General features: G+C 54.4%; 23 protein-coding genes. 13 read left to right on the forward strand and 10 right to left on the reverse strand.

Translation table 11 applies throughout. From position 1 onward, the window contains the following. The first annotated feature begins 25 nt into the window (after window positions 1-25). From ONV78_RS14250 to ONV78_RS14290, 9 genes are all read left to right on the forward strand, one after another. The gene (locus ONV78_RS14250; protein ID WP_279503992.1) at window positions 26-1,717 is read left to right on the forward strand and encodes a TIGR03545 family protein; all 1,692 of its coding nucleotides are present in this window, start codon (window positions 26-28) and stop codon (window positions 1,715-1,717) included. A gap of 274 nt (window positions 1,718-1,991) precedes the next feature. Further along, window positions 1,992-4,268 (forward strand): ABC transporter permease subunit, encoded by a 2,277-nt coding sequence (locus ONV78_RS14255; protein ID WP_279503994.1) that lies wholly within the window; start codon window positions 1,992-1,994, stop codon window positions 4,266-4,268. Between the two features lie 66 nt (window positions 4,269-4,334). After that, entirely contained in the window at window positions 4,335-5,999 is a 1,665-nt protein-coding gene (gene pstA / locus ONV78_RS14260; RefSeq protein WP_279503995.1) for a phosphate ABC transporter permease PstA, read from the forward strand. Window positions 6,000-6,041: 42 nt separating this feature from the next. Further along, window positions 6,042-6,926, forward strand: coding sequence for a phosphate ABC transporter ATP-binding protein PstB (gene pstB / locus ONV78_RS14265; RefSeq protein WP_279503996.1), 885 nt, complete (start codon window positions 6,042-6,044; stop codon window positions 6,924-6,926). Window positions 6,927-6,964: 38 nt separating this feature from the next. Next, entirely contained in the window at window positions 6,965-7,684 is a 720-nt protein-coding gene (gene phoU, locus ONV78_RS14270) for a phosphate signaling complex protein PhoU (protein WP_127968322.1), read from the forward strand. A gap of 97 nt (window positions 7,685-7,781) precedes the next feature. Further along, complete coding sequence (locus ONV78_RS14275) at window positions 7,782-8,174, forward strand: gamma-glutamylcyclotransferase (protein WP_279503999.1); 393 nt, start codon at window positions 7,782-7,784, stop codon at window positions 8,172-8,174. A gap of 126 nt (window positions 8,175-8,300) precedes the next feature. Then, window positions 8,301-9,128, forward strand: coding sequence for a DUF2059 domain-containing protein (locus ONV78_RS14280; RefSeq protein WP_279504001.1), 828 nt, complete (start codon window positions 8,301-8,303; stop codon window positions 9,126-9,128). Window positions 9,129-9,563: 435 nt separating this feature from the next. Next, complete coding sequence (nhaD, locus tag ONV78_RS14285) at window positions 9,564-10,931, forward strand: sodium:proton antiporter NhaD (RefSeq protein ID WP_216739379.1); 1,368 nt, start codon at window positions 9,564-9,566, stop codon at window positions 10,929-10,931. A gap of 101 nt (window positions 10,932-11,032) precedes the next feature. Beyond that, window positions 11,033-11,920 carry an alpha/beta fold hydrolase gene (locus tag ONV78_RS14290; protein WP_279504003.1) on the forward strand — a complete coding sequence of 296 codons (888 nt, stop codon included), beginning with the start codon at window positions 11,033-11,035 and terminating at the stop codon, window positions 11,918-11,920. A 45-nt stretch (window positions 11,921-11,965) separates the two neighbouring features. Here ONV78_RS14290 and ONV78_RS14295 read toward each other — a convergent pair whose 3' ends face one another. The 6 genes from ONV78_RS14295 to ONV78_RS14320 all read right to left on the reverse strand — a co-directional run bounded on the left by ONV78_RS14295 (window position 11,966) and on the right by ONV78_RS14320 (window position 17,487). Beyond that, window positions 11,966-12,328, reverse strand: a complete 363-nt coding sequence (locus ONV78_RS14295) for a histidine triad nucleotide-binding protein (protein WP_216739377.1) — start codon at window positions 12,326-12,328, stop codon at window positions 11,966-11,968. Window positions 12,329-12,381: 53 nt separating this feature from the next. After that, window positions 12,382-13,665 (reverse strand): FAD-dependent monooxygenase, encoded by a 1,284-nt coding sequence (locus ONV78_RS14300; RefSeq protein WP_279504007.1) that lies wholly within the window; start codon window positions 13,663-13,665, stop codon window positions 12,382-12,384. Window positions 13,666-13,767: 102 nt separating this feature from the next. Further along, on the reverse strand, window positions 13,768-14,565 hold the full coding sequence (locus ONV78_RS14305) for a transporter substrate-binding domain-containing protein (protein ID WP_279504008.1): 798 nt from the start codon (window positions 14,563-14,565) through the stop codon (window positions 13,768-13,770). A 40-nt stretch (window positions 14,566-14,605) separates the two neighbouring features. Then, complete coding sequence (locus ONV78_RS14310) at window positions 14,606-15,133, reverse strand: YbaK/EbsC family protein (RefSeq protein WP_127968330.1); 528 nt, start codon at window positions 15,131-15,133, stop codon at window positions 14,606-14,608. A gap of 170 nt (window positions 15,134-15,303) precedes the next feature. Further along, window positions 15,304-16,590 (reverse strand): OmpA family protein, encoded by a 1,287-nt coding sequence (locus ONV78_RS14315; protein ID WP_279504010.1) that lies wholly within the window; start codon window positions 16,588-16,590, stop codon window positions 15,304-15,306. A gap of 78 nt (window positions 16,591-16,668) precedes the next feature. Continuing rightward, complete coding sequence (locus tag ONV78_RS14320) at window positions 16,669-17,487, reverse strand: mechanosensitive ion channel domain-containing protein (protein ID WP_216739373.1); 819 nt, start codon at window positions 17,485-17,487, stop codon at window positions 16,669-16,671. Between the two features lie 363 nt (window positions 17,488-17,850). Between ONV78_RS14320 and ONV78_RS14325 the strand changes: the two genes are divergently transcribed. Beyond that, window positions 17,851-18,528, forward strand: a complete 678-nt coding sequence (locus ONV78_RS14325; protein WP_279504013.1) for a 50S ribosomal protein L11 methyltransferase — start codon at window positions 17,851-17,853, stop codon at window positions 18,526-18,528. Between the two features lie 475 nt (window positions 18,529-19,003). Here the strand turns inward: ONV78_RS14325 and ONV78_RS14330 are convergent, their stop codons facing one another. Next, the gene (locus ONV78_RS14330; RefSeq protein WP_279504015.1) at window positions 19,004-19,402 is read right to left on the reverse strand and encodes a VanZ family protein; all 399 of its coding nucleotides are present in this window, start codon (window positions 19,400-19,402) and stop codon (window positions 19,004-19,006) included. A gap of 27 nt (window positions 19,403-19,429) precedes the next feature. On the opposite strand from ONV78_RS14330, the gene ONV78_RS14335 reads away from it, so the two are divergent. The 3 genes from ONV78_RS14335 (at window position 19,430) to ONV78_RS14345 (ending at window position 22,077) form a co-directional block, all read left to right on the forward strand. After that, the gene (locus ONV78_RS14335; RefSeq protein WP_279504016.1) at window positions 19,430-20,245 is read left to right on the forward strand and encodes a DUF2971 domain-containing protein; all 816 of its coding nucleotides are present in this window, start codon (window positions 19,430-19,432) and stop codon (window positions 20,243-20,245) included. Window positions 20,246-20,297: 52 nt separating this feature from the next. After that, window positions 20,298-21,083: a sulfate transporter CysZ gene (gene cysZ / locus ONV78_RS14340; RefSeq protein WP_279504018.1), complete on the forward strand. Its 786-nt coding sequence runs from the start codon at window positions 20,298-20,300 to the stop codon at window positions 21,081-21,083. A gap of 115 nt (window positions 21,084-21,198) precedes the next feature. After that, complete coding sequence (locus ONV78_RS14345) at window positions 21,199-22,077, forward strand: response regulator (protein ID WP_279504020.1); 879 nt, start codon at window positions 21,199-21,201, stop codon at window positions 22,075-22,077. Between the two features lie 6 nt (window positions 22,078-22,083). On the opposite strand, the gene phoR is transcribed toward ONV78_RS14345, so the two are convergent. The 3 genes from phoR to ubiA form a co-directional block, all read right to left on the reverse strand. Then, complete coding sequence (gene phoR / locus ONV78_RS14350; RefSeq protein ID WP_279504022.1) at window positions 22,084-23,412, reverse strand: phosphate regulon sensor histidine kinase PhoR; 1,329 nt, start codon at window positions 23,410-23,412, stop codon at window positions 22,084-22,086. Between the two features lie 56 nt (window positions 23,413-23,468). Then, window positions 23,469-24,161: a phosphate regulon transcriptional regulator PhoB gene (phoB, locus tag ONV78_RS14355; protein WP_011394745.1), complete on the reverse strand. Its 693-nt coding sequence runs from the start codon at window positions 24,159-24,161 to the stop codon at window positions 23,469-23,471. A gap of 139 nt (window positions 24,162-24,300) precedes the next feature. Continuing rightward, window positions 24,301-25,203: a 4-hydroxybenzoate octaprenyltransferase gene (ubiA, locus tag ONV78_RS14360; protein WP_279504025.1), complete on the reverse strand. Its 903-nt coding sequence runs from the start codon at window positions 25,201-25,203 to the stop codon at window positions 24,301-24,303. Between the last annotated feature and the right edge of the window lie 14 nt (window positions 25,204-25,217).

Raw genomic sequence — 25,217 nt, forward strand, 5'->3', positions numbered from 1 at the left:
GCCAAAGAAAACATAAGGAAAAGCCATGCGCGTACTTAAGTTTGTTGGCTATGTATTCGTTCTGTTGATCGTAATAGTCATAGCCGCTCTCTTTTTTATAGATATCATCGCCAAGTTCGCGATTGAAGAAGAAGGAACCAAAGCGGTTAAGGCCAAGGTTGAAGTCGATTCGGTGGATGTCCGATTCTTTCCCCTTGGCGCCTCAATTCATGGTTTGAAGGTGACCAATCCTCAAGCGCCGATGACCAACGCATTTGAGGCGGAACTGATCGACGCTAATCTGGACTGGGAACCTCTGCTGAAGTCCAAAGTGATTGTGGAGACCGCCGCGCTGGAAGGCATGCGTTTTAATACTGCTCGCTCGGTTACCGGCGCTGTGCCAGGATTGACGCCGCCGCCCAGTCAGGAGCCGTCGTTGGTTGATCAGTTCAAAGAAGATATGAAACTGCCGGCCATTGATATCCCAGACCCGAATGAACTGCTGGCCAGAGTGGACCTCAAGACTGTATCCATGGCCAAAGAGATGGAGGCGTCTCTGGCTGCGCGCAAGAAAGCCTGGAAAGAGCGCATCGACGGTCTGCCGAACAAAGAAACCCTGGAAAGCTATAAGCAGCGCATCAAGGCGTTGAAAGAGGCGAAAAATCCTCTGGAAAGACTGCAGGCGGTCGCCAAGGTGAAAGATTTGCAGAGCGACGCCAAGAAGGACTTGCAGAAAATTCGCGACGCCAAGTCGGATCTGGAAAAGGAAGTCGCTCAGTTGAAAGCGGATCTGGCCAAAGTAAAAGCCGCGCCGCAAGAAGATATGAAGCGTGTGATGGAGCTGGCTGGTTTGAATCCAGGCGCCTGGGAAGGGCTGGCGAAAGCCTTGTTCGGCGATGAAGTGGCGAAATGGGCGAATAACGCCTATATGTGGTACGGTCGCTTGCAGCCCTACATCAATGGCTCTGGCGAAGAAGCGCAGAAATCCGCTCCCGAGCCTGACACAACCGATTACAGCGATGGCTTGCCACGGTTCCTGGTGAAGACGCTGAGCATCAGCGGTAAATTGCCGATCCCGCAGCAGGATGTGCCGTTCTCCGGTAAGTTCAACAACTTGACGGATCGCGCTGACGTTTGGGGCAAGCCTGCGCAACTGGCATTGCAAAGTCAGGCGCAGGGCGTTGGAAAAATGGACTTCAAAGGCGTTCTCGATCATGTCACCGCGATCGCCAAAGACTCCTTCTCTTTCGACCTGAAAGATCTGCCTGTCACTGATCTTGTTTTCTCTGATAAAGAAGATTTCCCTGTGACCTTGAGCAAAGCCATCGCCGCTATTGCAGGCAAGGCGGATATCACGGACGGCAAACTGGCGATGAATGTCGACGCCAAGTTCCTGGAAGTGCAGCTGGCTAATCTGTTGGAGGGTGAGAGCGCTCCGTTGAAAAAGGCGTTGCTGAACACGTTGAAGAATATCTCTCAGTTCGATGTGAACATGCTGGCCTCCGGCGCATTGCAGGACCCACAAGTGAAGATCACTTCCAGCCTGGATAAAATCCTGTCGCAAAGCGTGAAAGGGCTGATCGATGAAGAGAAGAAAAAGCTTTCCGGCAAAGTTCAGGCGAAGCTGAATGAAATCGTCAGCGAGAAAGTTGGCGGGTTGGACAGCGAGCTGAATGGGTTGGTGGATATCAACGCATTGTTACAAGAACGTATCGGCGACTTTTCCAACCTGTTGTAACGGTAATCCGCTGTTATCAGCAGTAATACGCGGGGACGAAACGGCTTCGTCCCCGCTAACGCTTCCTTTCTATATTCCCTTAAATTGCGCGTTACGCGCAGGCTGCGTTGATGATCGGCGCCAGCTGGGCTCACGTCCTGACAAGCTGTCACAGAAGCTTAAAATCCCTCTGCTTTAATGAAGATTCCGCCAGCGACAAATGTGACAGGGTTGTAACATAACTGTCACATTATGCCGCTATCGTTTGCGCATCTTTTAATATTGGGATTTCACTATGAATGAGGCGGTATCTGTCAAAGCCCCGGAGATAGACTTCAATACCCCCCAGCTCAAGCGCCACCGCAATATCAGAACCCTGAAAGACAAAATGGCGAAAGGGTTTATCGCCGCTGGCGGTGTGAGCGTCATTGTTGCAGTCACCCTGATCTTCTTTTACTTACTGTATGAAGTGGCGCCGATTTTTGAATCTGCGTCCGTAGACGCCGTCGCCAGTTATGATGCTCCCGGCGAGAAGGGGGCAACCCTGCTGCTGGGCATGGAAGAGCAGGCCGAGAAGGGGCTGCGTCTGGACGATAATGGCAATGTTACTTTCTTCAATTTGAAAGACGGCTCCGTCGATTCCGCGACCCGTCTGCCTATTCCTGATAGTGCGTCCTTGACTGGCGTCAACGAAGGCGCGCCGGGCTCCAACACTGTGGTAGCCGGCGTGAGTGACGGCAGCGTCGTTATTTTCAAACACACCTATAACATCACCTGGCCCAACAATGTTCGGGTAATCACGCCATCGCTGGAGTTTCCCTATGGCGAATCTCCTATGGCGCTTGATCCATCCGGTGCGGCGCTGACCCATGTGGCGGTGCGTGACAATAATGATTATCTGCTGGTCGTCGGCTCCAATGAGTCGAACAAGCTGTTCGCCAGCTTTTACGAAAAGGAAGCGAACTTTCTGACTGGCGATGTGACGCTGGAAGAATCCTCCGTCACCATGCCCTCAGTGAATGGCGATATCGTTTCTATCCAGATCAGCCCAGACACCCGTTGGCTGTATGTCGCGACTAAGAGCGGCAAGCTGGATATGTACGACATCTCCAACAAGCAGTCGCCGGATTTGATCGCTCGCGTCGACGCGGTCGCCTCAGGCTCCCAGATCACTGATATGAGCTTTCTGCTGGGCGGCTATTCCTTGTTGATCGCTAACAACCGGGGTGAAATTCGTCAGTGGTTCCCTGTTCGCGATGCTGAAAACCAGTATCACCTGCAGCATGTGCGCAGCTTCCAGGCGGGTAATGCGGCTATCGCCAAGATCGCAGTGGAGCCAAGACGTAAAGGCTTTTTGATTGCTACCGCTCAGGGCGAAGCGGCGATTTTTAACACCACTGCCGAACGCAATCTGTTGCAGGAGCAGGTTGTCGATGGAGACGTCAAACACTTGGCGATTGCGCCCAGAGCCAACTTCATGCTGCTGCAATCGCAGGATGACCGTCTGCATTTCTGGAGTATCGACAACGAACACCCGGATGTGTCCTGGTCCGCGCTCTGGAGCAAAGTCTGGTATGAAGGCTACTCCGAGCCTGACTACGTCTGGCAGTCCTCCGCCGCCAGTAATGACTTTGAACCCAAATACAGCCTGACGCCTCTGGTGTTCGGCACGATCAAAGCGGCGTTCTACGCCATGTTGATCGCAATTCCTCTGGCGATTTGCGGCGCCTTGTATACCGCTCATTTCATGTCGCCGACCCTGCGTCGGAAAGTGAAGCCGGCGATTGAGCTGATGGAAGCGTTGCCGACGGTTATCCTTGGCTTCCTGGCGGGCTTGTTTTTCGCCCCGTTCATGGAGTCTCACATGCCAGGCGTATTTACGCTGCTGGTGCTGACTCCGATCGCGATCCTTGTGTTCAGTTTTGCATGGGCGAATATGCCGCAGTCCGTGCGCCTGATGGTGCCGGAAGGCTGGGAGCCGTTGCTGTTGCTGCCGGTTATTTGCTTCATCGGCTGGCTCAGTTTTGCTATCAGTCCTGCTGTAGAAGTGGCGTTGTTCGATGGCAATATGCCCCATTGGCTGAAAGAAACGGTTGGTTTGGATTATGACCAGCGCAACGCGCTTGTGGTCGGCGCGGCGATGGGCTTTGCGGTGATCCCAACCATATTCTCCATCACCGAAGACGCGGTGTTCAGCGTGCCGAAGCATCTGACCTACGGATCTCTGGCGCTGGGCGCTACGCCTTGGCAAACCATGATTCGCGTAGTGTTGCCGACCGCCAGCCCCGGTATTTTCTCCGCGCTGATGATCGGTCTGGGGCGTGCTGTCGGTGAGACCATGATCGTACTGATGGCGACAGGCAACACGCCGATTATGGATATGAATATCTTTGAGGGCATGCGCACGCTGGCCGCTAACATTGCGGTGGAAATGCCGGAGTCCGAAGTTGGCAGCTCCCACTTCCGGATCTTGTTCCTGGCGGCGTTCGTGTTGTTCCTGTTCACCTTCCTGGTGAACACCGTGGCTGAATTCGTGCGCCAGCGTCTGCGGGCCAAGTACAGCGTGATCTAAGATCGCGCTGAGTCATGCGGAAGTCCGATGGGCAGTAAAGAAATCTGAGAGAATCGAGAGAACAGAATGCGCGTTTCACTGAAAACCTGGTTTAACAAAGGCGATCCCTGGATCTGGATTAACGCCGGCGCTGTATCAATCAGTCTGGTGATGGTGTTCGGTCTGCTGTTGCTGATTGGCGTGCGCGGCTTGGCCCACTTTTGGCCCCACAGCCTGATGGAAACCGATTATCTGGGCGAGAACGATAAAACCACGCTGTTGATTGGTGAGATCGTCGAAACAGAAGAAGTGCCAGCGGAGCAATTGCACGCCGCGGGTGTGCAGGTGCCGCCGGGCGTAGATTATATGCGCCGGGATCTGATCAAGACCGGCAACCGTGATGTGCTCGGCTCCGACTTCCGTTGGGTGCTGGCGGACCGCATGCGTGACGTGCGCTACCCCAAAGAGTTGATGACGCTGGAGCGACGCGAATGGGGTAATTTTTACGGCTATCTGGTGTCCGTCAAAGAAGACGGCTCGGTAGTGGCCTCAGGCTCTGGCGCCTGGGATGAGTTACAGACCCGCATTGATCGCGCCTTGTCGCTGCACGACCGTATCTATGACATCGAGAAACAGCAGATCGGTAAGGTGAACTACACGCTGGAGCGTCTGCGTCTGAAGGAACGTCGTCTTGAGCTGGATGGCCGCAAGACGCCGGAAGCCATGGCGGAGATTGAAGCCGAGCGCGCTGAACAGCACGCCACCTATGAAGTGCTGCAAAAGGATCTGAACGAGCTGTATCAGGAAATCAAACGCGACGCTTTGGTGGCGCGTGCGATGAACGGTAAAGAGCTGGAAATCCCTCTGTCCAAAGTAGTGCGCGCCTTCCAGCCGAACCAAATGGGGCTGGGAGATAAAATCGGATTCTATTTCGCCAAAATCTGGGAGTTCATCAGTGATGACCCGCGCGAGGCGAACACCGAAGGCGGTATTTTCCCCGCTATCTACGGTACGGTGCTGATGGTGGTCATCATGTCCGTACTGGTGACGCCTCTGGGCGTGATCGCAGCGGTTTATCTGAGAGAGTATGCGCATCAGGGCGCTTTGACGCGAATCATCCGCATCGCGGTGAATAACCTGGCGGGCGTGCCCTCTATCGTGTATGGCGTGTTTGGCCTGGGCTTCTTCATTTATTTTATTGGTAGCGGTATTGACGAGCATTTCTTTCCAGAAGCGCTGCCGTCGCCGACTTTTGGCGCTCCCGGATTATTGTGGGCCTCTATCACCCTGGCTATTTTGACCCTGCCTGTGGTGATCGTCGCTACCGAAGAAGGCCTGGCGCGTATCCCCCGTTCGATTCGTGAGGGCAGCTTGGCGCTGGGCGCGACCAAGGCCGAGACGTTGTGGCGGGTTGTGCTGCCGATGGCCAGTCCGGCGATGATGACGGGCGTGATCCTGGCGATTGCGCGCGCGGCTGGGGAAGTGGCTCCTTTGATGCTGGTAGGGGTGGTCAAACTGGCCCCGTCGTTACCCTTGGATGGCAATTATCCTTACCTGCATTTGGATCAAAAATTTATGCACCTGGGCTTCCATATCTATGACGTTGGCTTCCAAAGCCCGAACGTAGAGGCGGCGCGCCCACTGGTTTATGCGACGGCCCTGTTGCTGGTGGCGGTGATCGCATTGCTTAACCTGAGTGCGGTGGCGATTCGTAACCGCCTGCGTGAAAAGTACAAAGCCCTTGAGATGTAACCTGAGCCGGATGACGCCCCGAAGCCGGTGGGGAGGACTATAATGAGTGAAACTATGACCAATCAGAACGTAGTGAACGAAGAGCAGCCATTCAACGAATCCAAACACCGTTCTCACGGTATCGACATTAGCGCGATCGAGCGCTCGATGGAGGATTTGTCGATCGACAATGAGACGATCGCCCTGGAGGTGAACAAGCTCAAGCTGTTCTACGGCGAGAAAGAAGCGTTGCATGGCATTGATATGCGCATTCCGCAAAAGCGGGTGACAGCGTTTATCGGTCCGTCAGGTTGTGGTAAGTCCACCCTGCTGCGTTGCTTTAACCGCATGAATGATCTGGTTGACGGGTGTCGTATTGACGGGCAGATTCTGCTGGAAAAAGAAGATATCTACCGTAAGGGCGTGGACGTGGCGGAGTTGCGCCGTCGCGTAGGCATGGTGTTCCAGAAGCCGAACCCATTCCCCAAGACCATCTATGAGAACGTGGCCTACGGGCTCAGAATTCAGGGTATCAACAAGAAGCGTATTCTGGATGAAACCGTGGAGTGGGCGCTCAAGTCCGCGGCGTTGTGGGATGAAGTGAAAGACCGCCTGAATGACAGTGCTTTGGGTCTGTCCGGCGGCCAGCAGCAGCGTCTGGTTATCGCCCGCACCGTAGCGGTGAAACCGGAAGTTCTCTTGCTTGACGAACCTGCATCGGCTCTTGACCCTCTATCGACGCTGAAGATCGAAGAGCTGATCCATGAACTGAAAAACGATTACACCATTGTCATCGTCACCCACAATATGCAGCAGGCGGCGCGAGTATCGGACTATACTGCGTTCATGTACATGGGCGATCTGATTGAATTCGGCAGCACTAACCAGCTGTTCACCAATCCGTCCTGCAAGCAGACAGAAGATTATATTACCGGGCGTTACGGGTAACAGTTTTCCCCGGCGGAAATTAGTAATAGGAAGCATATATGGCGAACTCAGACGTTCATTTGCAGCATATTTCTCAACAGTTCAATGTGGATTTGCGGGAGCTTCGGAACCATGTTCTGGTGATGGGCGGCCTGGTGGAAAAGCAGGTGGCGGACGCAGTTGAGGCGCTGGTGCGCGGGGATTCAGAACTGGCCGAGATGGTGCGCCAGAATGACAATGACGTCGATAAACTGGAAATAACCATCGATGAAGAGTGCACCCGGGTAATCGCCAAGCGTCAGCCGACGGCGAGCGATCTGCGTCTGGTGGTGGCGATTGCGAAAATGGTTAACGACCTGGAGCGTATTGGCGACGAGTCGGAGAAAATCGCCAAGAACGCGCTGCAATTGCTGGAAGAAGGCGAAGCGCCGCGCGGCTACGTGGAAGTGCGTCATATCGGCAGTCATGTCGGAAAAATGGTGCATGACGCTCTGGACGCTTTCGCCCGTTTCGATCTGGATCTGGCTTTCGAGGTTATGAAAGAAGATAAGTCCGTGGATATCGAATACAAAACTGCGATGCGTTCACTGGTGACGTTCATGATGGAAGATCCGCGCAGTATCTCCCGTATCCTCAGCGTCATGTGGGTGTTGCGTGCCCTGGAGCGCATCGGCGACCACGCCAGAAACATCTGCGAGCACGTAATTTTTATGGTGAAAGGCAAGGATGTGCGCCACGCTTCTCTGGAGAAGACAGAGAAGCTTATTGAGAGATCCTGATCTTTTTTCGGCGACTCATTTCATGGTAAAACGCAGCTTCGGCTGCGTTTTTTGCGTTTAGGCCGCGGTTTCAACCACTGTTATCAGGATTTGTGCATTGTCTACGCCGCTTTTTTGTTATGGCACGCTGCGTCATCCTCATGTGATGCAACGGCTGTTAGGATGGGCGCCCGAAGCTTCCGCCGCCAGACTGCCGGGATATCGATGTCTGCAGGTCGTCGGGAAGGCTTATCCAGGCCTTTGGCGCGATCGTAGCGCTATTTGTCCCGGTCACCTCTACTATGGCCTGACTCAACATGACATCGCCCGCCTTGACCATTATGAAGGCGATGATTATGAGCGCCGTTACGCCATAGTCAGGACACCGGGAGGCGGCCGCCTGACTGCCTGGATTTATCTTTATCGCCGGCCTGAGAAACTGACCACCCTTATCTGGCGTTACGAAACCTTTCTAAGGGAAAGTCTGGTTAACTATCTTAGTGAATTGTAGGTTTTTGTAATATAAGCCGGTTTTCCAAAGCGCTGAAAATTTAGACAACTATACTGGAAGACAGGCGAACGGATTCATGCCGCTCGCCATGTCTTCCTGTTGTCGTTGTTTTTGGGATGCACTCATATGAAGTTGTTCCGCGCTATTTTCTGTCTGCTGTCCGCTATTCTACTCTCCACTCCTGTTTTCGCCGTCAAATCGGACACTTCGTTGTCCGCAAATTTGCTGGCTCAGACCGGTGTGGATGAATTGCTGTCGCGCTACCCGGATATGATAAAAACCGGGATTCGCGCCAACATCCGTCGCACTGGCGCGTCGGAAGATCTGATGGATCTGTTTGAGCGGGTGGTGGATGGCGCTTATCAGGCGGACGACCTGCAAAGTCAGGTGGAGAGACGCCTGGAGCAACAGCTGTCGCCAGCGGAAATGCGCCATGTCTTGCAGTGGTATCGCTCGCCCATCGGCCAGAAAATCGTGGCGGCGGAACTCAACGCCATGAGTTCGGAGGAGTATGCCGAGGCGCAGAAAAGAATGGAGCGCCTGAGTGAGGAAAACAAAGGCGGTGAGCGGGAGCATCTGTTTTCCGCCTATGATCGCGCCACCCTGGCGACGGACTCCATGCTGGATAATACCGTCACTATTCAACTGGCGATGGCCGCCGCTATTACTTCGGTGGTGAAAGGTCCTGAGCTGCCTTCGTACCATGACCTTAAAAGAGTCATTGAAGAGCGTCGCTTTTCCATTCGCGGCATGGTGGGGCAGCAGGTTTATCTGAATTATCTCTATACCTATCGGGATGTGCCGCTTGCCGATATGAAGGGCTACATTGCATTCGCACGCACTGACGCGGGAGCGCGTTTTGTGGAAGTGTTAAAGACGGCGTTGTTTGATGTGTTGCAAGAGCGCTCAGAGGTGCTGGGCGAACGGCTGAATCAATTGGCTGGGGCGCAGTAACCGCTTTGGCTCTTTGACTGGCGAGTGGCGTTAAACGCATAACCTGAAAGATAAGTTGCCCGCGGGTCGGGAGGAGGGAGAGATGACCCGCGGGCGACCACCCTGTCGAAACTGGATGGAGCGCCGGATGGCGTTGCAACATCACCGGACCCCTTGAGTTCAGTCCTGCCGCTAATCCGCCAGCGCTGTGCGGAACTGTAACCAATTCCCTTCGCATCAGGGTTGACGCATATCAACAACCTCAGCGTTTTATCCGGATTATCCTTAGGGCTATCAATACCTAAGAGACTTAAGCGTAATTGCGCAAAGTGATCCCAGCCCATAGAATCTCAACGTTTTTCATTATGTTCTGCGTCTGCAGGCGATGGTTTGTAGTAAATCGTTGACAGGGGCGCTCAATAAAAATAACCGAGAACTAAAGTACGGATTAGCTGAATGAAAAAACTGCAACTTCTGCTGGGCGGTCTGCTGTGCGCGGCTGGCCCTGTTTACGCCTCTGAAGGCGGCATGCTCGTTCTAGACGCCACCGACTCACCCAAGGCGATACTCGCCGTCATCCTTTTTATCGTCGCTTATATCGCCGTCATGGCGGAAGAAGTGTTGCATTTAAGGAAATCCAAGCCGGTCATTTTCGCCGCTGGATTGATCTGGGTGTTGGTGGCGAGCGTCGCCCAGGACATGGGGCGAAGCAATGACGATATCCACGGCGCCGTCGCCCACAACCTGCTGGAATACGGCGCTTTATTTCTATTTCTTTTGGTGGCGATGACTTTCATCAATGCGATGGAGGAACGCCATGTATTCGAGTCCTTACGCTCTTATCTGGTTCACAAAGGCATGAGCTATCGCAAGCTGTTCTGGGTTACCGGATGGCTGGCTTTTTTCATTTCGCCGGTGGCGGATAACCTGACCACTGCTTTGCTGATGGGAGCGGTGATCATGGCGGTGGGAGGCAAAGACACCAAGTTTGTCTCCCTGTCGATGATTAATGTGGTGGTGGGCGCCAACGCAGGCGGGGCGTTCAGTCCTTTTGGGGACATTACGACCTTGATGGTGTGGGCGTCCAAGAAAGTGCAGTTTGAAGAGTTCTTTGAGCTGTTCATTCCCTCTGTGCTGAACTTTGTGACGCCTGCGCTGATTATGAATTTCTTCCTGCCCAATGGCGTTCCAACAGGACATGGGGGGCTGGTGCCCATCAAACGCGGCGGCTTGCGCATCTGTATTTTGTTTTTGTTGACCATTGCGACGGCGGTCTGCTTTGAGCGCTTTTTCCACTTGCCGCCGTTTCTCGGCATGATGACCGGTATGTCCGTGCTTATGTTCTTTGCGTATTTTCTGCGTAAAACCGGAACCGTCGAAGACGACATTCAGTTTGATATATTCCGCAGGGTGGCGCGGGCGGAGTGGGACACGCTGCTGTTCTTCTTCGGCGTGATTTTCTGCGTAGGCGGCCTGGCGACGCTGGGCTTCCTGCAGATGATGTCTCATGGCATGTATGACAACTGGGGGCCAACGATCGCCAATATCGTGGCGGGCACCATCTCGGCGGTTGTGGATAATATTCCGGTGATGTTTGCGATTATATCGATGGAGCCGGACATGGACGTCAGCCAGTGGCTGTTGATTACGCTCACCGCCGGCGTTGGCGGCAGCCTGCTGTCCATTGGGTCGGCTGCCGGGGTGGCGTTGATGGGGCAGTCGAAAGGCAGCTACACTTTCCTGTCGCACCTGAAGTGGTCCTGGGCCATTTTTATCGGCTACGGCGTATCTATCGCCGCGCATTTGGCCATCAACGGAACCTGAGTCGGCGTTCAGGGAAGATCCGGTTGAAGTGAAACCGGGTCTTCACGTTTCTTGCTTATCAATGTTAGCATGGAACACATTGACGCCAGAGAGCCTTCGCCATGTCCCCTGAAATCCTTCCTGTCATTAGTCCGGACCAAGTGCGTTCCACGCTGTCGCTCTATCGCACGGAAGATGCGTTGGCGCCAGTGGTCGTCTGCATGCCCGCCATGGGCGTCCGCGCCAGTTTTTATTCGCCCTTGGCGGAGGCGATAGCCGCACGCGGCGTTCACTGCGTGACGGCGGATCTGCGCGGACATGGCAGTAGCTCAGTGCGCGCCTCCCGGCGCACCAACTTCGGCTACTATGAGATGATCCAATACGACTGGCCGGCCGTGCTGGACTGTGTGAGGCTGCATCTGCCGGATTCGCCGATCTGGCTGCTTGGCCACAGTCTGGGCGGACAATTAAGCTCTCTTTACATGGCGGAGCAGCCGGGATCTGTCGCAGGGCTTATTTTGCTGGCTTCCTGTAATGTCTACTACAAAGGATACGCCAAACCTTTGCGGACTCTCGCCGGTACGCAGTTGCTGCGTGGTATCAGCGAGATCTGGGGATATATGCCGGGGGATCGTATCGGTTTCGCGGGGCGGGAGGCGCGTCGCCTGATTCGTGATTGGGCGCGCAATGCCCGCACTGGCGACTACTACCCGGAGCGAAGCCCGATAAATTATGAGCGTCTGCTGGAGGCGGTCACCAAGCCTGTGCTGGCGATTTCCTTCGAGTCCGATGAACTGGCTCCGGCTGAAGCCGTGGCGAACCTGTATCGCAAAATGCCTTCTGCGGAGGTAACGCACTGGCGTCTGACGGACGCTGATTTCGGCGGCGCCTGTGTGGGACACTTCAATTGGATCAAGTATTCAGAGAGTCTGGCGCAACGTGTGGGCGACTGGCTGGAACGCAGCGCTCTGCAATCTGAGTCGCCTTTGGCGGTCTCGGAAGGGAGTTGAAAGGGTAAGTTCACCTTACCCTGTCTATCGTCTAAGAAGGCAAGCCTAGACTTTGAGTTTGTCCGTATAAGGCGGCCAGCCCAGAGGTTTCCCCGCCAGAACGTGAAGGTGGATGTGGAAAACCGTTTGTCCTGCGTTTTCGTTGCAGTTCATCACCACGCGGTAGCCGTCGTCGGCAAACCCTTTTTCTTGGGCGATTTTAGCCGCGGCGATATACAAGTGGCCCACTAACTCGCGGTCTTGTTCTTCAATATCGTTGATGGTGGCGATGGGCTTTTTGGGAATGACCAGGAAATGCACTGGCGCCTGGGGGTTGATGTCGTTGAACGCCAGACAGAACTCATCCTCGTAGATAATGTCGGCGGGGATTTCCCGTTTGATGATTTTGCTGAAAATCGTTTCAGACATGGTCTTGCATCCTTTGGCTGCGTTTACGGTGTGGTTATGTTTTGCTGCGACAGTCAGCGCGTCAACGGACGTTCCGTCTGTGCGCCATTCAGTCCCATGGCGTAGGCGATGACTTTGCGTTTCGCCGGTCCTAACAGGCCAGCAAGCCCGAGTCCCAGGTTGCGCGCCAGTTTCACCGGGGCGAGGTTGTTGCTGAAGGCGTAATAAAATCCATCCATCAGCGTCATCATTTTAAGGTTCTCTCCTCGGCGCAGTCGCTCATATTGACGCAGAGTCTGCAGATCGCCGATGTCCAGTCCTCGCTCTGCAGCTTGTTGAATCACCTCCGCCAGGGCGGCGGCGTCCTGAAACCCGAGGTTAACTCCCTGTCCCGCCAGGGGATTAATTGTATGCGCGGCGTCCCCCGCCAGCGCGACGCCCTGAGCCACATAGTGTTGAGCGTGTCGTTTCACGAGGGGGAATGAGCCTTTGCCGAGCACTTGGCGTAGTTCCGGCAACTGACGGGGAAACTCTTTGCGCAGGGCGCGGATAAATTCGTCCTGAGAGAGCTGTTGTAAAGCCTTTAATTTGGCAGGCTGGTCGTACCAGACCAATGAGGCGTAGGCGACGCCGTCGATGGCGCACAAGGGTAGGAACGCCAGAGGCCCATTAGGTCGGAATGCCTGCCAGGTGATATTTTGAGGCTCGCCGGCGATGGCGACGCTAACCACTAGCGCATGCTGTTCATAGGCGTCGCTGAGCAACCCGAGTTGCGCCTGCTCCCGAACCAGGGAAGAGCCGCCATCGGCGCCGACGATTAAGCGTCCGCGCAGCAGGGTTTTATCATCCAGCATGACTTCAGGCGACGATGCGCGAAAGTTGATGGCGTGAATGCGCCGACCGCTGAACAAGGTTACGTTTTCCGCCTGCTCGACCACACGCAGCAGCGCCAATTGAATGACCCGGTTTTCAACGATGTGACCAAGATGAGAGTGGCCAACATGGCGGGAGTCGAACTCTGTTTTGTTGACCACCGACGACAACCGCTCGCCTAAAGGATTGCCCAGTTTTTCCCACACCGCCAGGCGTTGGTAGGGATGGGCGCGCATATGCAGTGTATGCTTCCAGGCGCCAATCTGGGTGAGAAACTGCTCGCTGGCGAAATTAATCGCGGATACGCGCAGGTCCGGGGTTTCATCTGGGTTGAAGGGCGCGGGCAGTTCTCTCTCTATCACCGCCGTTTTTAACGCCGTGTTCTTTAACGCTGCGGCGATGGCTGCGCCGACCATGCCTCCGCCGACGATAATGACGTCATAATCGGGAGCGGCGCTGAGCTGGGAAGAAGCCTTGTCTGTCATAGTAATGTCAATAGGTTCCGGACGGCGGCTGGATAAGCCGGGAGCCTAATGATAGAGGAAGAGGGAAGGGGACTGCAAAGCCTCGGCGCAGGCTCCAGGGCCTTATTCGTCCGCCATGGAAGGCGGCGTGCGGGTAAGGATATCCAGAGGGCTCTCCGCTATGCCGTAGCGCCGATAGATGGTCGCCACCCAGCCGCTTTGCAGAAGCTCTGCCAGTGCTGCGTTGAAGTCGGCGACGATGGTCTCGGCGTTGTCCAGGTTACGACGAACCCCCATATGCAGAGGGCGGTACACCAGGGGGAGAGGCAATATCTTCAGGTGCTCGCTAAGCCGGTCATCATGGTTGATGAGGCTATGCAGAATCCTGACATCCTCTACGGTCAGATCCAGACGCCCGACAGCGGTCATATTGAGGGCGCTTTCCGTGGTATTAACGGTGATTTTGTTGAGCGATGTTGAGAAGTCAAATGGACTCCAAAAGCGGGCGCCTTGGCGTACGCCGATGCGGGCGTTGGTGAGGTCGCTGAGACGCGCCGGTTTGAATGTGCTCTCTGTCGGCGCGGCGAAACCAATGACGTTGACGTAATAAGGGGAGGAAAAGACGAAGACTTCTTCTCTTTCCAGCGTCCACCAGAGCCCGATCATGACATCGACTTCTTTGAATTCCGCTGCGCGCAATAGTCGAGGCCAGGGCAAAATCTTTATCTGTACCGGGTAGCCGGCTTTATTGAAGGCGGACTCCACGATTTCCGTGGCCAGGCCACGGTGGATCTGATCTTCATCCAGGTAAGGCGGCCAGGGAGGGCCGCCCAGGATCAGCGTGGGCTTCTCCGCGCTGGCGAAGCCCGCGTGCAGCCATAACGCCGCCAGCACAAGCGACAGATATTTGTATATCGGCAACGCTGCCGGTCTATGCTGGCGAATATTGACTGCTCCGGGGTCAGGCGTGCCTGTGGGCGCGTTTACGGCCTTGCCGCACCCGCTGTAGCGGCGGGCTGTTGGGCTGAACGAACCCTTCATTCATGATTAGCGGCCGCGCTAAGTCGACATAGGCGCTCATAGACATGCGCAGTATTTCGCTGTGAGTGCCTGCGCTGAAGGCGATCTCTTCGTTATTGCGCAGATGCTCGTCCATATAGACGGACATGCCGTACAGATTGCCGAAAGGAGGGATGGCGCCGACTTCGCATTCCGCAAAATGGTCTTTGAAGTCCTCTTCGTCCGCCAATTCGATGAAATCCGTACCCATCGCGCGCATGAACCGGTCCCAACGAATACGCGATGTCGCGGGCATAACCGCCATCGCGAATTTGCCGTCCATCATGACAATCACGGTTTTTGCGAGCATCTTCCCGCAGATATGCGCGGATTGAGCGATCTCCTGAGCGGTATAAGCCGGGGAGTGCTGTATCGACACATATCGGACTTGATGTCCATCGAGGAAGTTCTTCAAAGATTGTACAGGCATAAGCCACCTCCAGCCTGGATAAGAAACATTCGCTCTTAATAATTAAGATAGCCTATTAAGTTGCGATTGCAGCAAATAGCGGGGCTGAAAGTTGGGAACTGGGTAACGGTTGGGAAAATAAAAAGGGGAACCTGAGTTCCCCTTGCTTGGATTATCTGGCGAATGAGCCGTTATTGATTAGTTTTAACAGTCGCTTCTACGACTGCGACAACGCGACGGTTGGCGCTACGGCCTTCTGCGGTGTTGTTATCGCCAATTGGACGGGCTTCGCCGTAACCGACGCTGGAGATTCTCTCGCCAGCAATGCCGAAACGTTCAACGACCATCTGACGCACAGCGCTGGCGCGCTTCTCAGACAGCTTCTGGTTGTAGGCGTCTTGACCGCGATCGTCAGTGTGTCCTTCAACAACCGCTTTCGTGTCTGGATACTGGCGCATGAATTCAGCCAGTTTCTCTACTTCTGACACGAACTCCTCTGGAATGGCCGCTGAGTTAGTGGGGAACGTGACGTTCATGGTAATGGTGACCGTCTCGCTTAACTGAATACGGCAGCCGCGGTTGTCCACTTTAGCGCCATAGGGCGTGTCAGGGCATGCGTCCAGACCGTCGGTGATGCCGTCACGGTCGGTGTCCAGAGGGCAGCCTCTGCTGTCCACTTTCGCCGCTGCCGGAGAGTTCGGGCACTGGTCTTTTTCGTTCGGTACGCCGTCTGCGTCATCGTCGCCGACAACAGGGCAGCCTGTGGCGTCAACGCGCGCGCCGGCTTTGGTGTTGGGACACTGATCTTTGTCATCGGTCACGCCATCACCGTCCGCATCGCCAATCACCTCACATCCGCGAACGTCGACTTTAGCGCCGTAAGGCGTGCCAGGGCAGGCGTCTTCGTCGTCATATACGCCGTCTCTGTCGCTATCCTTAGGAGCAGGCGCGGCGGAGGCGAACATGTAAGTGAAGCCCAGGTTCAGCATGGCGTCTTTGGTTTCGTCTTCATCGCCATACACGCCGCGGGCGTCAAAGCGAACGTCCATAGATTCGCTGATGGCGTGCTTGATACCGGCGCCCAGATTGTATTGAGTCTCTTCGTTTCTGCCGCCTTCATCGTCTTTGAGCCTATAGTTGCCGGCGCCGCCGACAATATATGGACGCCATGCTTCACCCTGGTTGAAGTGGTAGAGAGCGTCTACACGGTAGAACACGCCATCAAGATAGCCGGCGTTATGTTTGCGTTCTAAATCCGCAGCGCCAATCAGAACTTCAGCGGAAATAGCTGGCGTGAAGTTATAGCCCAAACCTGCGGCCAAACTGGGATCATCTTCAATTTGACGCTCATGGTCGAAGAATGTGTAGCCGAGCAGGCCGGTGAAATACGCACCTTTTTCGCGACCGTCGGCAAGCGCCGGCTGCGCGGATGCAATAGCGCCCATAAGTAAAATAGATGGGAGTAGTTTTGCTTTCATTGCCACCTCTTTGTGTAATCTATTCCCGAACCTGCCGGCCCGGGGGGAACTTTCCAAAAATAAAAGGGATTAAGGGATTTATTGAGTTTCTTGATAAATGTGGACATCCCTTTGTGGGAACGGAATGGTGACGCCTTCTTCGTCGAAGCGCTTCTTCACGTTCTCATGCATGTCGAAATACAGCGGCCAGTAATCCGCAGTAACGACCCAGGGGCGTACGGCGAGATTAACGGAGCTGTCCGCCAGCGCCATGACGGCGATCACGGGGGCTGGATCTTTCAACACGCGTGAATCGGCTTCCAGCATGGATTTAATTATATTTTTAGCTTTGTCGATGTCGTCGCCGTAGCTGATGCCGAATACCATGTCCACACGTCTGGTTGCTTCCGCTGCGATATTGATCAGGGGATTATTCGCCAGATTGGAGTTGGGAATAATGACCCGGCGGTTATCCGGCGTCATTACGACCGTGGTGAATATCTGGATTTCCCTGACTGTGCCGATGTAGCCGGCTCCATCTATCACGTCGCCGACTTTGAAAGGCTTGAACACCAGGATCATGATGCCGCTGGCGAAGTTCGACAGGTTGCCCTGCAGAGCCAAGCCAACAGCCAGGCCGGCGGCGCCTAAGACGGCGATAAAGGAAGTCGTTTCAATGCCCACCATTTGCGCAACGCTGACCAGCAGCAACGCCTTGAGACCCACTGACGCAATGCTGTGCACGAACTTGGTGAGTGTGGGATCAAACTTCTTCTGCAGGCGGTCATCTGTGAACTTGAGCGCTCTGTTGATCAGCCACATACCTACTATGAGAGTAATGATGGCGAGCAACAATTGCGGCGCGTACTCCATCACCAGTTCGACGCCCTTATCTAAATACTGATCTAGGTTCTCCATTGAAGACTCCTTAGCGGTTTTAGTTCTTATGCGTCAGCGCCCGCCACCTGGCATGGGTGGGGTTGGGTATTGCATTGCAAAGGATGACGGCGAGCGCGCGGACATTGAAGCCAGACAGCGCTAGTCTAGCAGAAGCCGACGCTCTGCCAAGCGCTTTTACGCGCAGAATCCTGGAGTTAGCCGCGCAATAAGTGCATTTCCGTAGGTGTGACGAAAATCTGACGCAAATTCCAAGCTAGAGTCTACGAAAAGTTTTCATAACCGGATTCCCTTGATTTGGCGCTATTTGTGACATAATGGCCGCTATTTTCTGGAATTTTCGTCTTATTCGATAATTTACGTTCAGTAGTGGATGAACCTCTCATGTCGGACTTGTTACTGCCTTTGCTGCAGCGCACGTTGCCTCGCAGCGCTCTGCGGGTGGCCGCACCGCCGCTTATTCCTGAAATCCGTCTGTATCTATTCGACCCTGCAGTGATGGAAGGGCCGCTCTCCCATGATGAGGCCCAGGCTGTCGTCGCTGAACCGGCCTACTGGAGTTTTTGCTGGGCCAGTGGGCAGGTGTTGGCGCGATATATTCTGGATCACCCTGAGCTGGTGGCGGGCAAAACGGTGTGGGACATCGGAGCGGGGTCCGGCGTGGTGGCGATTGCCGCAGCGCTGGCGGGAGCCTCCGCCGTCATGGCCTGTGACCTGGATTTGGCGGCGCAAGTGGCGGCGGCGGAGAATGCGGTGTTGAATGGCGTGCAGGTGAGGGTGTGTGAGACGCTGCCGTCTGCCGACAAGCCTGATGTGATCACGGCGGCGGATGTTCTCTATGATCGAGACAACCTGCAATGGTTGCCGGAGTGGCGGGATAAAGCGTCGAAAGTGCTGTTAGCGGATTCGCGGGTGCGTAATCTGTCGGCGCCTGGATATGAGTTAAAGAAGACTGCGTCAGGCAGAACGTTTCCGGATCTCAATGAATTCGAAGAGTTTAATGAGGTGAGAATTTACGAGAGCGGGCGCCGCCATATCTCAGGCGAAAAAAAAGGCGACTAATCAGGTCGCCTCATTTGGAATAGGTTTTGGATTCCGATCCGCCGTTCCTTGGTAAAGCGCCATCCTATGCGCCAACTTTATCCTGTTTTATTCCTGGATTAACTCCAAAAATTCCCTCAAGCATCATTCCTTATCCTTGCTTCCCTTCGCTTCCTGCGAAGAAACCATCCTGGCTGGATTCCATTTCCTTGTCTGCCTTGACGGTTGTAAATATACCTCGGGCCGAATGACCTTTTTGTGACAATCTTCAAGAGCGGGTACGCCGCTTAACTCGCTCTGTTTTGAAAAGGTTATATAAAACAACGTGTTACGAAATGTCTCAGCAAGTAAATCCGTAATGATTACAGTAACTTCCGCTAATTTCCTACGGCTTTGTGAGATATTTCGCACAAGATTTAAGGCTGATGTCTTACTACTAATACATTAGTGCATTTTCTGTAGAAGCCTGCTTGTCAGAGAAATCCGATGGACGGTTTCAGTAGGAGGCTTTGGTGGGGCGAGCGGAGACTACCAGCCAGTTCGCCAGGGACACGCCAATCGCAATGCCGATAGTATTGGCTACAATATCTCCCAAGCTGCCGTCCCGGTAGGGAATCAAGCTCTGCAAGCCTTCAATCAGCAGGCCATAACAAGTCATGGCGATAAAAACATGAAGGACTCGGCTATTACGGTGACTCCACATAGCCATGCCGCTCATGACGGCGAAAGAAAACGCATGCCGTATTTTATCGTTCACAGTTCCCAACGGCGTGTACTCGTTGGGAGTGAGCGCAATGACCAGCCCCACCACCATCAGTACGTAGAAGGCGACACGGGCGGACCAATGTCCTCCAAGAACGATCAAGCTTTTATATAATTGAGACAAACTGAACATGGGAAAGCGCTTCCTGGGCATCAAAACATGAAATTATATCTGTACGCCGACAAGCTGAGCATTACCATCTTGAGAGAGGGTAAATTGCCTTTACGTGGGCTGGACGGCTTGCACGACCCTTTTCTGAATCCAGAACTTCCCTTGGCGGCCGCTCCGGTCAGGGATATCACTCAAGCGGAGTTCGTGGCGGAAGTAAAGCGGCAATATGACGCGCTTCCAGAGGATCTGAGCAGTCTGGTCACCTTCGAGTATTATCTGCAGCAGGCCAAGCATAAACGCAAAGAAATAGAAGCCATATTATTGAAGGGTGTCGCGAGCGATCCTTTGTTTCTGAGCCCTCGTTTTATGCTGTCGTTGGGGGGGCTTGGTCTGTTTGAATCTGTTGAAAGTATTGCGCTGTGGCGGTTTCAGGGGGATCGCCATCGCGGCGTCGCGCTGGAGATCGATCCTGATAAGGCGGGACTAATGGATGGTCACTATCAAGACAGCCCGCAAACGTTCAAAAAAGTCGAATATTGTGACGAGCGGCCGCAGACTGGCGCATTCGGCTTCAGTCCTTTGTTTCAGCGCTCCACTGAGTTTTCTGGAGAGGGGGAATGGCGCTTGTTGCGCCCCTTGGATACGGGACAGAAGCAAATACATTGGGATGGTGAGGCATTGTCCCTTTGTAAGTTTCCCTCCAACGCCATATCTGCGATCATGTTCGGCTGCGCCGTGGACCCTGAACTGCGGGATGCGTTGACGCAACTGCTTCAGGTGGATATGCGCTACCGTCAATTGCGGACATTTCAAATAAAAATGAGCGCGTCCCGGTTTCGCCTTAGCGCGGAGCCTTTAAATTGAGTGCTACGGCGGCTCTCACTAATTTTTTGTATGAGGCAGAAAGGAAAAGAGCGTGAAATTATTCGCTAAAGGCTTTAACGACCTGCTTGAGGGGTTTCGCCTGATTCAGCATCCCAAGCTGCGGGTCTTTGTCATTATCCCTTTGATTATCAATATATTGGTATTTATCGGCTTCATCTGGGGCATGAGCGCTTACTTCTCCGGCTGGGTGGACGCCATGGTCAGCTGGCTACCAGACTGGCTGTCTTTCTTGCGCTGGTTAGTGTGGCTGGTTTTCGCCATTCTGGTGGGCGTTCTGGTGTTTTACACCTTTGTGTTTGTCGCCACACTGGTTGGCGCTCCCTTCTATGGTTTGTTGGCGGAGCAGACGCAGAAGTTGCTGACTGGAAAAGAGGTGGATGAAGACACCCCTTGGAAGCAAGTGATTATGAATATTCCCGCCAGTGTTTGGCGCGAAGTCAAAAAGTTTCTTTATTACTTGCCTCGCGCCTTAGGTCTATTTGTAGTTACATTTGTGCTCAGTTTTATTCCACTGGTAAACCTATTGTCGCCGGTGTTATGGGCGGTATTCTCCTCCTGGATCATGGCGCTTGAGTTTGTGGATTATCCTGCGGATAACAACAAGCGCAAAATTGATGATGTGATTCGTTTCATGCGTGAGCGTCGCAGTCGGACGTTGGGCTTCGGCTTAGGCGTTTGGGGCAGCACTTTGATTCCTATTGTGAATTTGGTGTCCATGCAGGCGGCGGTCGCCGGCGGCGTTAAATTCTGGCTGGAAGAGCACGGTCAGTTACCCAAAGCAAACCCCGCTTCTGGCGCAGGAGTAACGGTGAGGTGATCCTGCAGCGGCGGCGTGGTCGTTACGCCGCCGCTTAAGTACTGAATAAAGTGGGAATTTTGTCAGACAGTGCTAGCCTTATAGTTATGTGATTAACGGAAAGTGTAGCTCTGACATGGCTTTAAAGGTGTTGGTGGTTGATGACGCGAGTTTCGTCCGGGATATGGTCAAGCGGGCGATGCGAACCTATTTTCCTCAGGTGACGGTGGAAGAAGCCATCAACGGGAAAAAAGCGCAGATCCTGATGAATAAGACGCACTATGATCTCATCCTGTGCGACTGGGAAATGCCGGAAATGTCAGGACTTGAGTTGCTGCAGTGGGCGCGCGGACAAGACGCCTACAAGAAAACGCCCTTCGTTATGGTGACCAGCCGAGGGGATCGTGGCCATGTGGTGGAAGCGGTGCAGAGCGGCGTTTCCGATTATCTGGGCAAACCCTTTAGTCCTGAAATGCTGGCGCAGAAAGTGAACAAGCAATTGGCCGCCAAACTTAAACGCGCTGCTGGTGAAAAGTCCTCTTCGGCCCGTCCGGGCTCTGATTCCGCTTCCGTATTGATGCAGGCGTCTGACAGCGCCAAGCAGGCCTCGGCTCCAGCCGCGACGCCAGGCCCGTTTGCTGACAGTGCGGCCCTGTTGACTGGCGGCGCCACTGCGCCCAAAAAATCAGCGCCGGACCCAACCTCTGGCAAGAAAGCGCTGGCGCAGATTCGCTTTGCTGAGTTCAACCTGCCCTGTGTGATCAAGGCTATTACTTTGACTGAAGTGAAAGTGATCGCCAAACGGGGGCAGAAGTTTCCGATGATTCTTGATCCCGCCGTGGTGGATATAGAAGTCGACGATGGCGAAACTCTGGAGCGGATCAACGGCTACGTACACATGCTGCAGGCGGTTGAGAAGCGGGTGGACACGGACTTTATCAGCATCGTTATTCGGTTTGTGGATGAGGACCCGGATAAGATGGCGTCGCTGTCCAAGTTTATCGCCAAATTCTAACCCTGTTTAATCGCTGACATCCTCAGCTTCCGCCAACGCTTCCGCAGAAGCCATGCGGCTGCGCGGGAAGTGGCAGGTGAAGGTGCTGCCCTCGCCGATGTGGCTGGTGATTTCCAGCTCGCCATCATGGTTGATCAGGACATGCTTGACGATCGCCAGTCCCAACCCTGTGCCGCCAGTGTCCGCGGCGCGTGAAGGGTCAGCCCGGTAAAAACGTTCCGTCAGTCTGGGAATGTGCAGGGGATCGATGCCGATGCCGCTGTCCCTTACGGCGAAATGCACGCCTTTCTTGTCCTCGAACCAGCGCACCCGAATCTCGCCATTGGGAGGCGTGTATTTCACTGCGTTCATAACAATATTGGAAAAAGCGCTGTGTAATTGAGTTTCGTTACCGGTAAGCCCGGCGCCGCTTTCCAGGTTCAGCTCGATGCGGTGGCCTTTTTCCTGGCTCAGGGCGCGGGCGTCATCGCAGATAGCGCGCAGCATGCTGTCCACATCCACCAACGTGGCTTTGAAGTTGGAGCCGTCATTCTCTATGCGGGAAAGCAGCAGTAGATCATTGACCAGGGCTTCCATGCGCTGCGCTTGTTGCTGCATCTGATTCAAGGCGCGATTCCAGCGCGGCGGCAGCTCATCCGCGTTGTCGATGAGGGTCTCCAGATAGCCGGATATGACCGTCAATGGCGTGCGCAGCTCATGGGATACGTTAGAAACGAAGTCCCGTCGCATCTCTTCCAGACGATATAGCCGCGTCACGTCCTGCACCAGTAGCAGGCGGTCGTCTTCTCCGAACAGCGTGATATGAAACTGTAACTTCAAGTTGGGATTATTGGGGGCGTTGAGGATCAACGGTTCTTGGTATTTCTTGGAGGTGAAGTAGCGCTTGAAAATAGGCGTGCGGATCAGGTTGTAAATCAACTGGCCCCGGTCGGTCGGGTATTTGAAGCCCAGCAGCTTCTCTGCGGATTGGTTCCACCAGTCCATGGCGCCTTCGCTATTGGTCATGACGACGGCGTCTTTAAGGGCGTTGGTGGACTCCTGGATGCGGTCGATCATGGCTTGCAGTCGATCGCGGGAGCGATAGTGCTGAACCTGGAGACGATGAATGCCGTCGAACAGATCTCCCCATAGGCCGCGGCTCTCGGGAGGGTCTTCCATTTTTGCTTGATACAGCCAGCGATGCATGCGAAACGCCTGGGTGAGCGTCCATCCCAGATAGGCGGTGAGGCCGAACACCAGCGCCCAAGCTACTGAACCGATAATAAGGCCGGCAACGATACAGCCCAGCAAACTGTAAACCAGTAGCCGTACATAATGACGCCAGTGATTGCGCATGCGTTTTATGAATACTTCTTTTGGAATTATTTATTTTTTAAGACGGGTCGCGGCGCTTATGGCGCTCGGGTCGAAAAGCGATAGCCCGTCCCACGCACGGTTTGAACCAGATGATGATGACTGGGCTCCAGCGCTTTGCGTAAACGTCGAATATGCACGTCAACCGTGCGTTCTTCCACGTAGACGTTGCCGCCCCATACCTGATCCAAAAGCTGCCCGCGAGTATACACCCGTTCTTGATGCGTCATAAAGAACTGCAGGAGCTTGTATTCCGTGGGGCCCATGTTGAGCGCATCGCCCTTGGCGGTGACGCGGTGGCACACTGGATCGAGGCGCAGTCCTTCGACTTCAATGGGGGTTTCCATGCCTTGTACGGCGGTACGGCGCAGCACCGCTTTCAGGCGCGCGACCAGTTCTCTGGGAGAGAATGGTTTGGTGATGTAATCGTCTGCGCCCACTTCCAAGCCCTGGACTTTGTTGTCCTCTTCGGTTTTGGCGGTGAGCATGATAAGAGGGATTTCCGAGGTGTTTTGATCGCGCTTCAGTCTGCGTGCGAATTCAATGCCGCTGACGCCGGGAAGCATCCAGTCCAGCAGTATGAGATCAGGCTTCTGATCAATGATCAACGCATGCGCTTCCCGCGCGTCCCCTGCCTCCAGGTAGTCATAGTCAGCCATTTCCAGAGCGACTGCGATCATTTCCCGGATGGCGGGCTCATCGTCCACAATGAGAACTTGTTTGCTTGCCATGCAAAACACCTTTTTGAATACTCGATTGCCGAATTATTACAACGGCGTTTTGTTACAAGTATATGACAGGCGCTTAATTAATGTGATGGAAATGAGCCCGGCTGTTTGCAGTCGGGCTGTAAGCGAGGCGGGACGGGCTTTAGGGCCGGAAAATAAACTCCAGAACCAAACCGAGAAACACGGCTGCGCCGACCCAGTGATTGTTAAGGAACGCCTTGAAACAGTTCTGGGAAACGCGGGCGCGAATCAGGTGCTGCTGATACACAAACAGCACGGCGGCGACGATCAAGGACATTTGGAAGTAAACGCCCAGCTCGTATTGCGCGCCAACCATGAACAGGATGCCCAGCGTCAATACCTGCAGGCCCGCCACGGCGGCGCGATCAGCCTCGCCAAATAGAATGGCGGTGGATTTGACCCCGATCTTAAGGTCGTCCTCCCGGTCCGCCATGCCGTACATGGTGTCATAAGCGACGGTCCATACCACCGTTGCGGTATACAGCAGCCATGCCTGCTGGGGAACGGCGCCCAATTCTGCAGCGAAAGCCATGGGGATGCCCCAGGCGAAGGCGGCGCCCAGTACGACTTGGGGCAGGTAAGTATGGCGCTTCATGAAGGGGTAGGTTGAAGCCAGCGCCAGCGCTCCAGCGGAGAGATAAATTGTCAGCGCGTTGGTGAACAACACCAGTATGAAAGAAACCCCAACCAGAACGCCGAACAGGGTGAGCGCCTCTTTTTCCGTCACTCGATTCTGCGCAAATGGACGACCTTTGGTGCGCTCCACGTGCATGTCTATGCGGCGGTCGGCGTAGTCGTTGATAACGCAGCCTGCCGAGCGCATCAGCAGCACGCCGAAGACGAATATGAACAGGTTCTTGATGGAGGGGAAGCCTTCTGAAGCCAGCCATAGTGCCCACAGTGTCGGCCAGAGCAACAGATAGGCTCCGATAGGGCGGTTCAGTCGCGTGAGGTCGATATATACCGGCAATTTCGCCTTGAATTGTTCCGCCAGGGATGGAAGTGGGCGCCCTTGGGATTTCATAGCCAAACAGAATC

Source organism: Hahella sp. CR1 (assembly GCF_029813005.1).
Lineage (GTDB): Bacteria > Pseudomonadota > Gammaproteobacteria > Pseudomonadales > Oleiphilaceae > Hahella.

What these genes read in the sequence shown, in the direction of transcription:
- ONV78_RS14250 (WP_279503992.1), top strand. Translation starts at nt 26, where the DNA reads ATGCGCGTACTTAAGTTTGTTGGCTATGTATTCGTTCTGTTGATCGTA.
- ONV78_RS14255 (WP_279503994.1), top strand. Translation starts at nt 1,992, where the DNA reads ATGAATGAGGCGGTATCTGTCAAAGCCCCGGAGATAGACTTCAATACC.
- pstA (WP_279503995.1), top strand. Translation starts at nt 4,335, where the DNA reads ATGCGCGTTTCACTGAAAACCTGGTTTAACAAAGGCGATCCCTGGATC.
- pstB (WP_279503996.1), top strand. Translation starts at nt 6,042, where the DNA reads ATGAGTGAAACTATGACCAATCAGAACGTAGTGAACGAAGAGCAGCCA.
- phoU (WP_127968322.1), top strand. Translation starts at nt 6,965, where the DNA reads ATGGCGAACTCAGACGTTCATTTGCAGCATATTTCTCAACAGTTCAAT.
- ONV78_RS14280 (WP_279504001.1), top strand. Translation starts at nt 8,301, where the DNA reads ATGAAGTTGTTCCGCGCTATTTTCTGTCTGCTGTCCGCTATTCTACTC.
- nhaD (WP_216739379.1), top strand. Translation starts at nt 9,564, where the DNA reads ATGAAAAAACTGCAACTTCTGCTGGGCGGTCTGCTGTGCGCGGCTGGC.
- ONV78_RS14290 (WP_279504003.1), top strand. Translation starts at nt 11,033, where the DNA reads ATGTCCCCTGAAATCCTTCCTGTCATTAGTCCGGACCAAGTGCGTTCC.
- ONV78_RS14295 (WP_216739377.1), bottom strand. Translation starts at nt 12,328, where the DNA reads ATGTCTGAAACGATTTTCAGCAAAATCATCAAACGGGAAATCCCCGCC.
- ONV78_RS14300 (WP_279504007.1), bottom strand. Translation starts at nt 13,665, where the DNA reads ATGACAGACAAGGCTTCTTCCCAGCTCAGCGCCGCTCCCGATTATGAC.
- ONV78_RS14310 (WP_127968330.1), bottom strand. Translation starts at nt 15,133, where the DNA reads ATGCCTGTACAATCTTTGAAGAACTTCCTCGATGGACATCAAGTCCGA.
- ONV78_RS14315 (WP_279504010.1), bottom strand. Translation starts at nt 16,590, where the DNA reads ATGAAAGCAAAACTACTCCCATCTATTTTACTTATGGGCGCTATTGCA.
- ONV78_RS14320 (WP_216739373.1), bottom strand. Translation starts at nt 17,487, where the DNA reads ATGGAGAACCTAGATCAGTATTTAGATAAGGGCGTCGAACTGGTGATG.
- ONV78_RS14325 (WP_279504013.1), top strand. Translation starts at nt 17,851, where the DNA reads ATGTCGGACTTGTTACTGCCTTTGCTGCAGCGCACGTTGCCTCGCAGC.
- ONV78_RS14330 (WP_279504015.1), bottom strand. Translation starts at nt 19,402, where the DNA reads ATGTTCAGTTTGTCTCAATTATATAAAAGCTTGATCGTTCTTGGAGGA.
- ONV78_RS14335 (WP_279504016.1), top strand. Translation starts at nt 19,430, where the DNA reads ATGAAATTATATCTGTACGCCGACAAGCTGAGCATTACCATCTTGAGA.
- ONV78_RS14345 (WP_279504020.1), top strand. Translation starts at nt 21,199, where the DNA reads ATGGCTTTAAAGGTGTTGGTGGTTGATGACGCGAGTTTCGTCCGGGAT.
- phoR (WP_279504022.1), bottom strand. Translation starts at nt 23,412, where the DNA reads ATGCGCAATCACTGGCGTCATTATGTACGGCTACTGGTTTACAGTTTG.
- phoB (WP_011394745.1), bottom strand. Translation starts at nt 24,161, where the DNA reads ATGGCAAGCAAACAAGTTCTCATTGTGGACGATGAGCCCGCCATCCGG.
- ubiA (WP_279504025.1), bottom strand. Translation starts at nt 25,203, where the DNA reads ATGAAATCCCAAGGGCGCCCACTTCCATCCCTGGCGGAACAATTCAAG.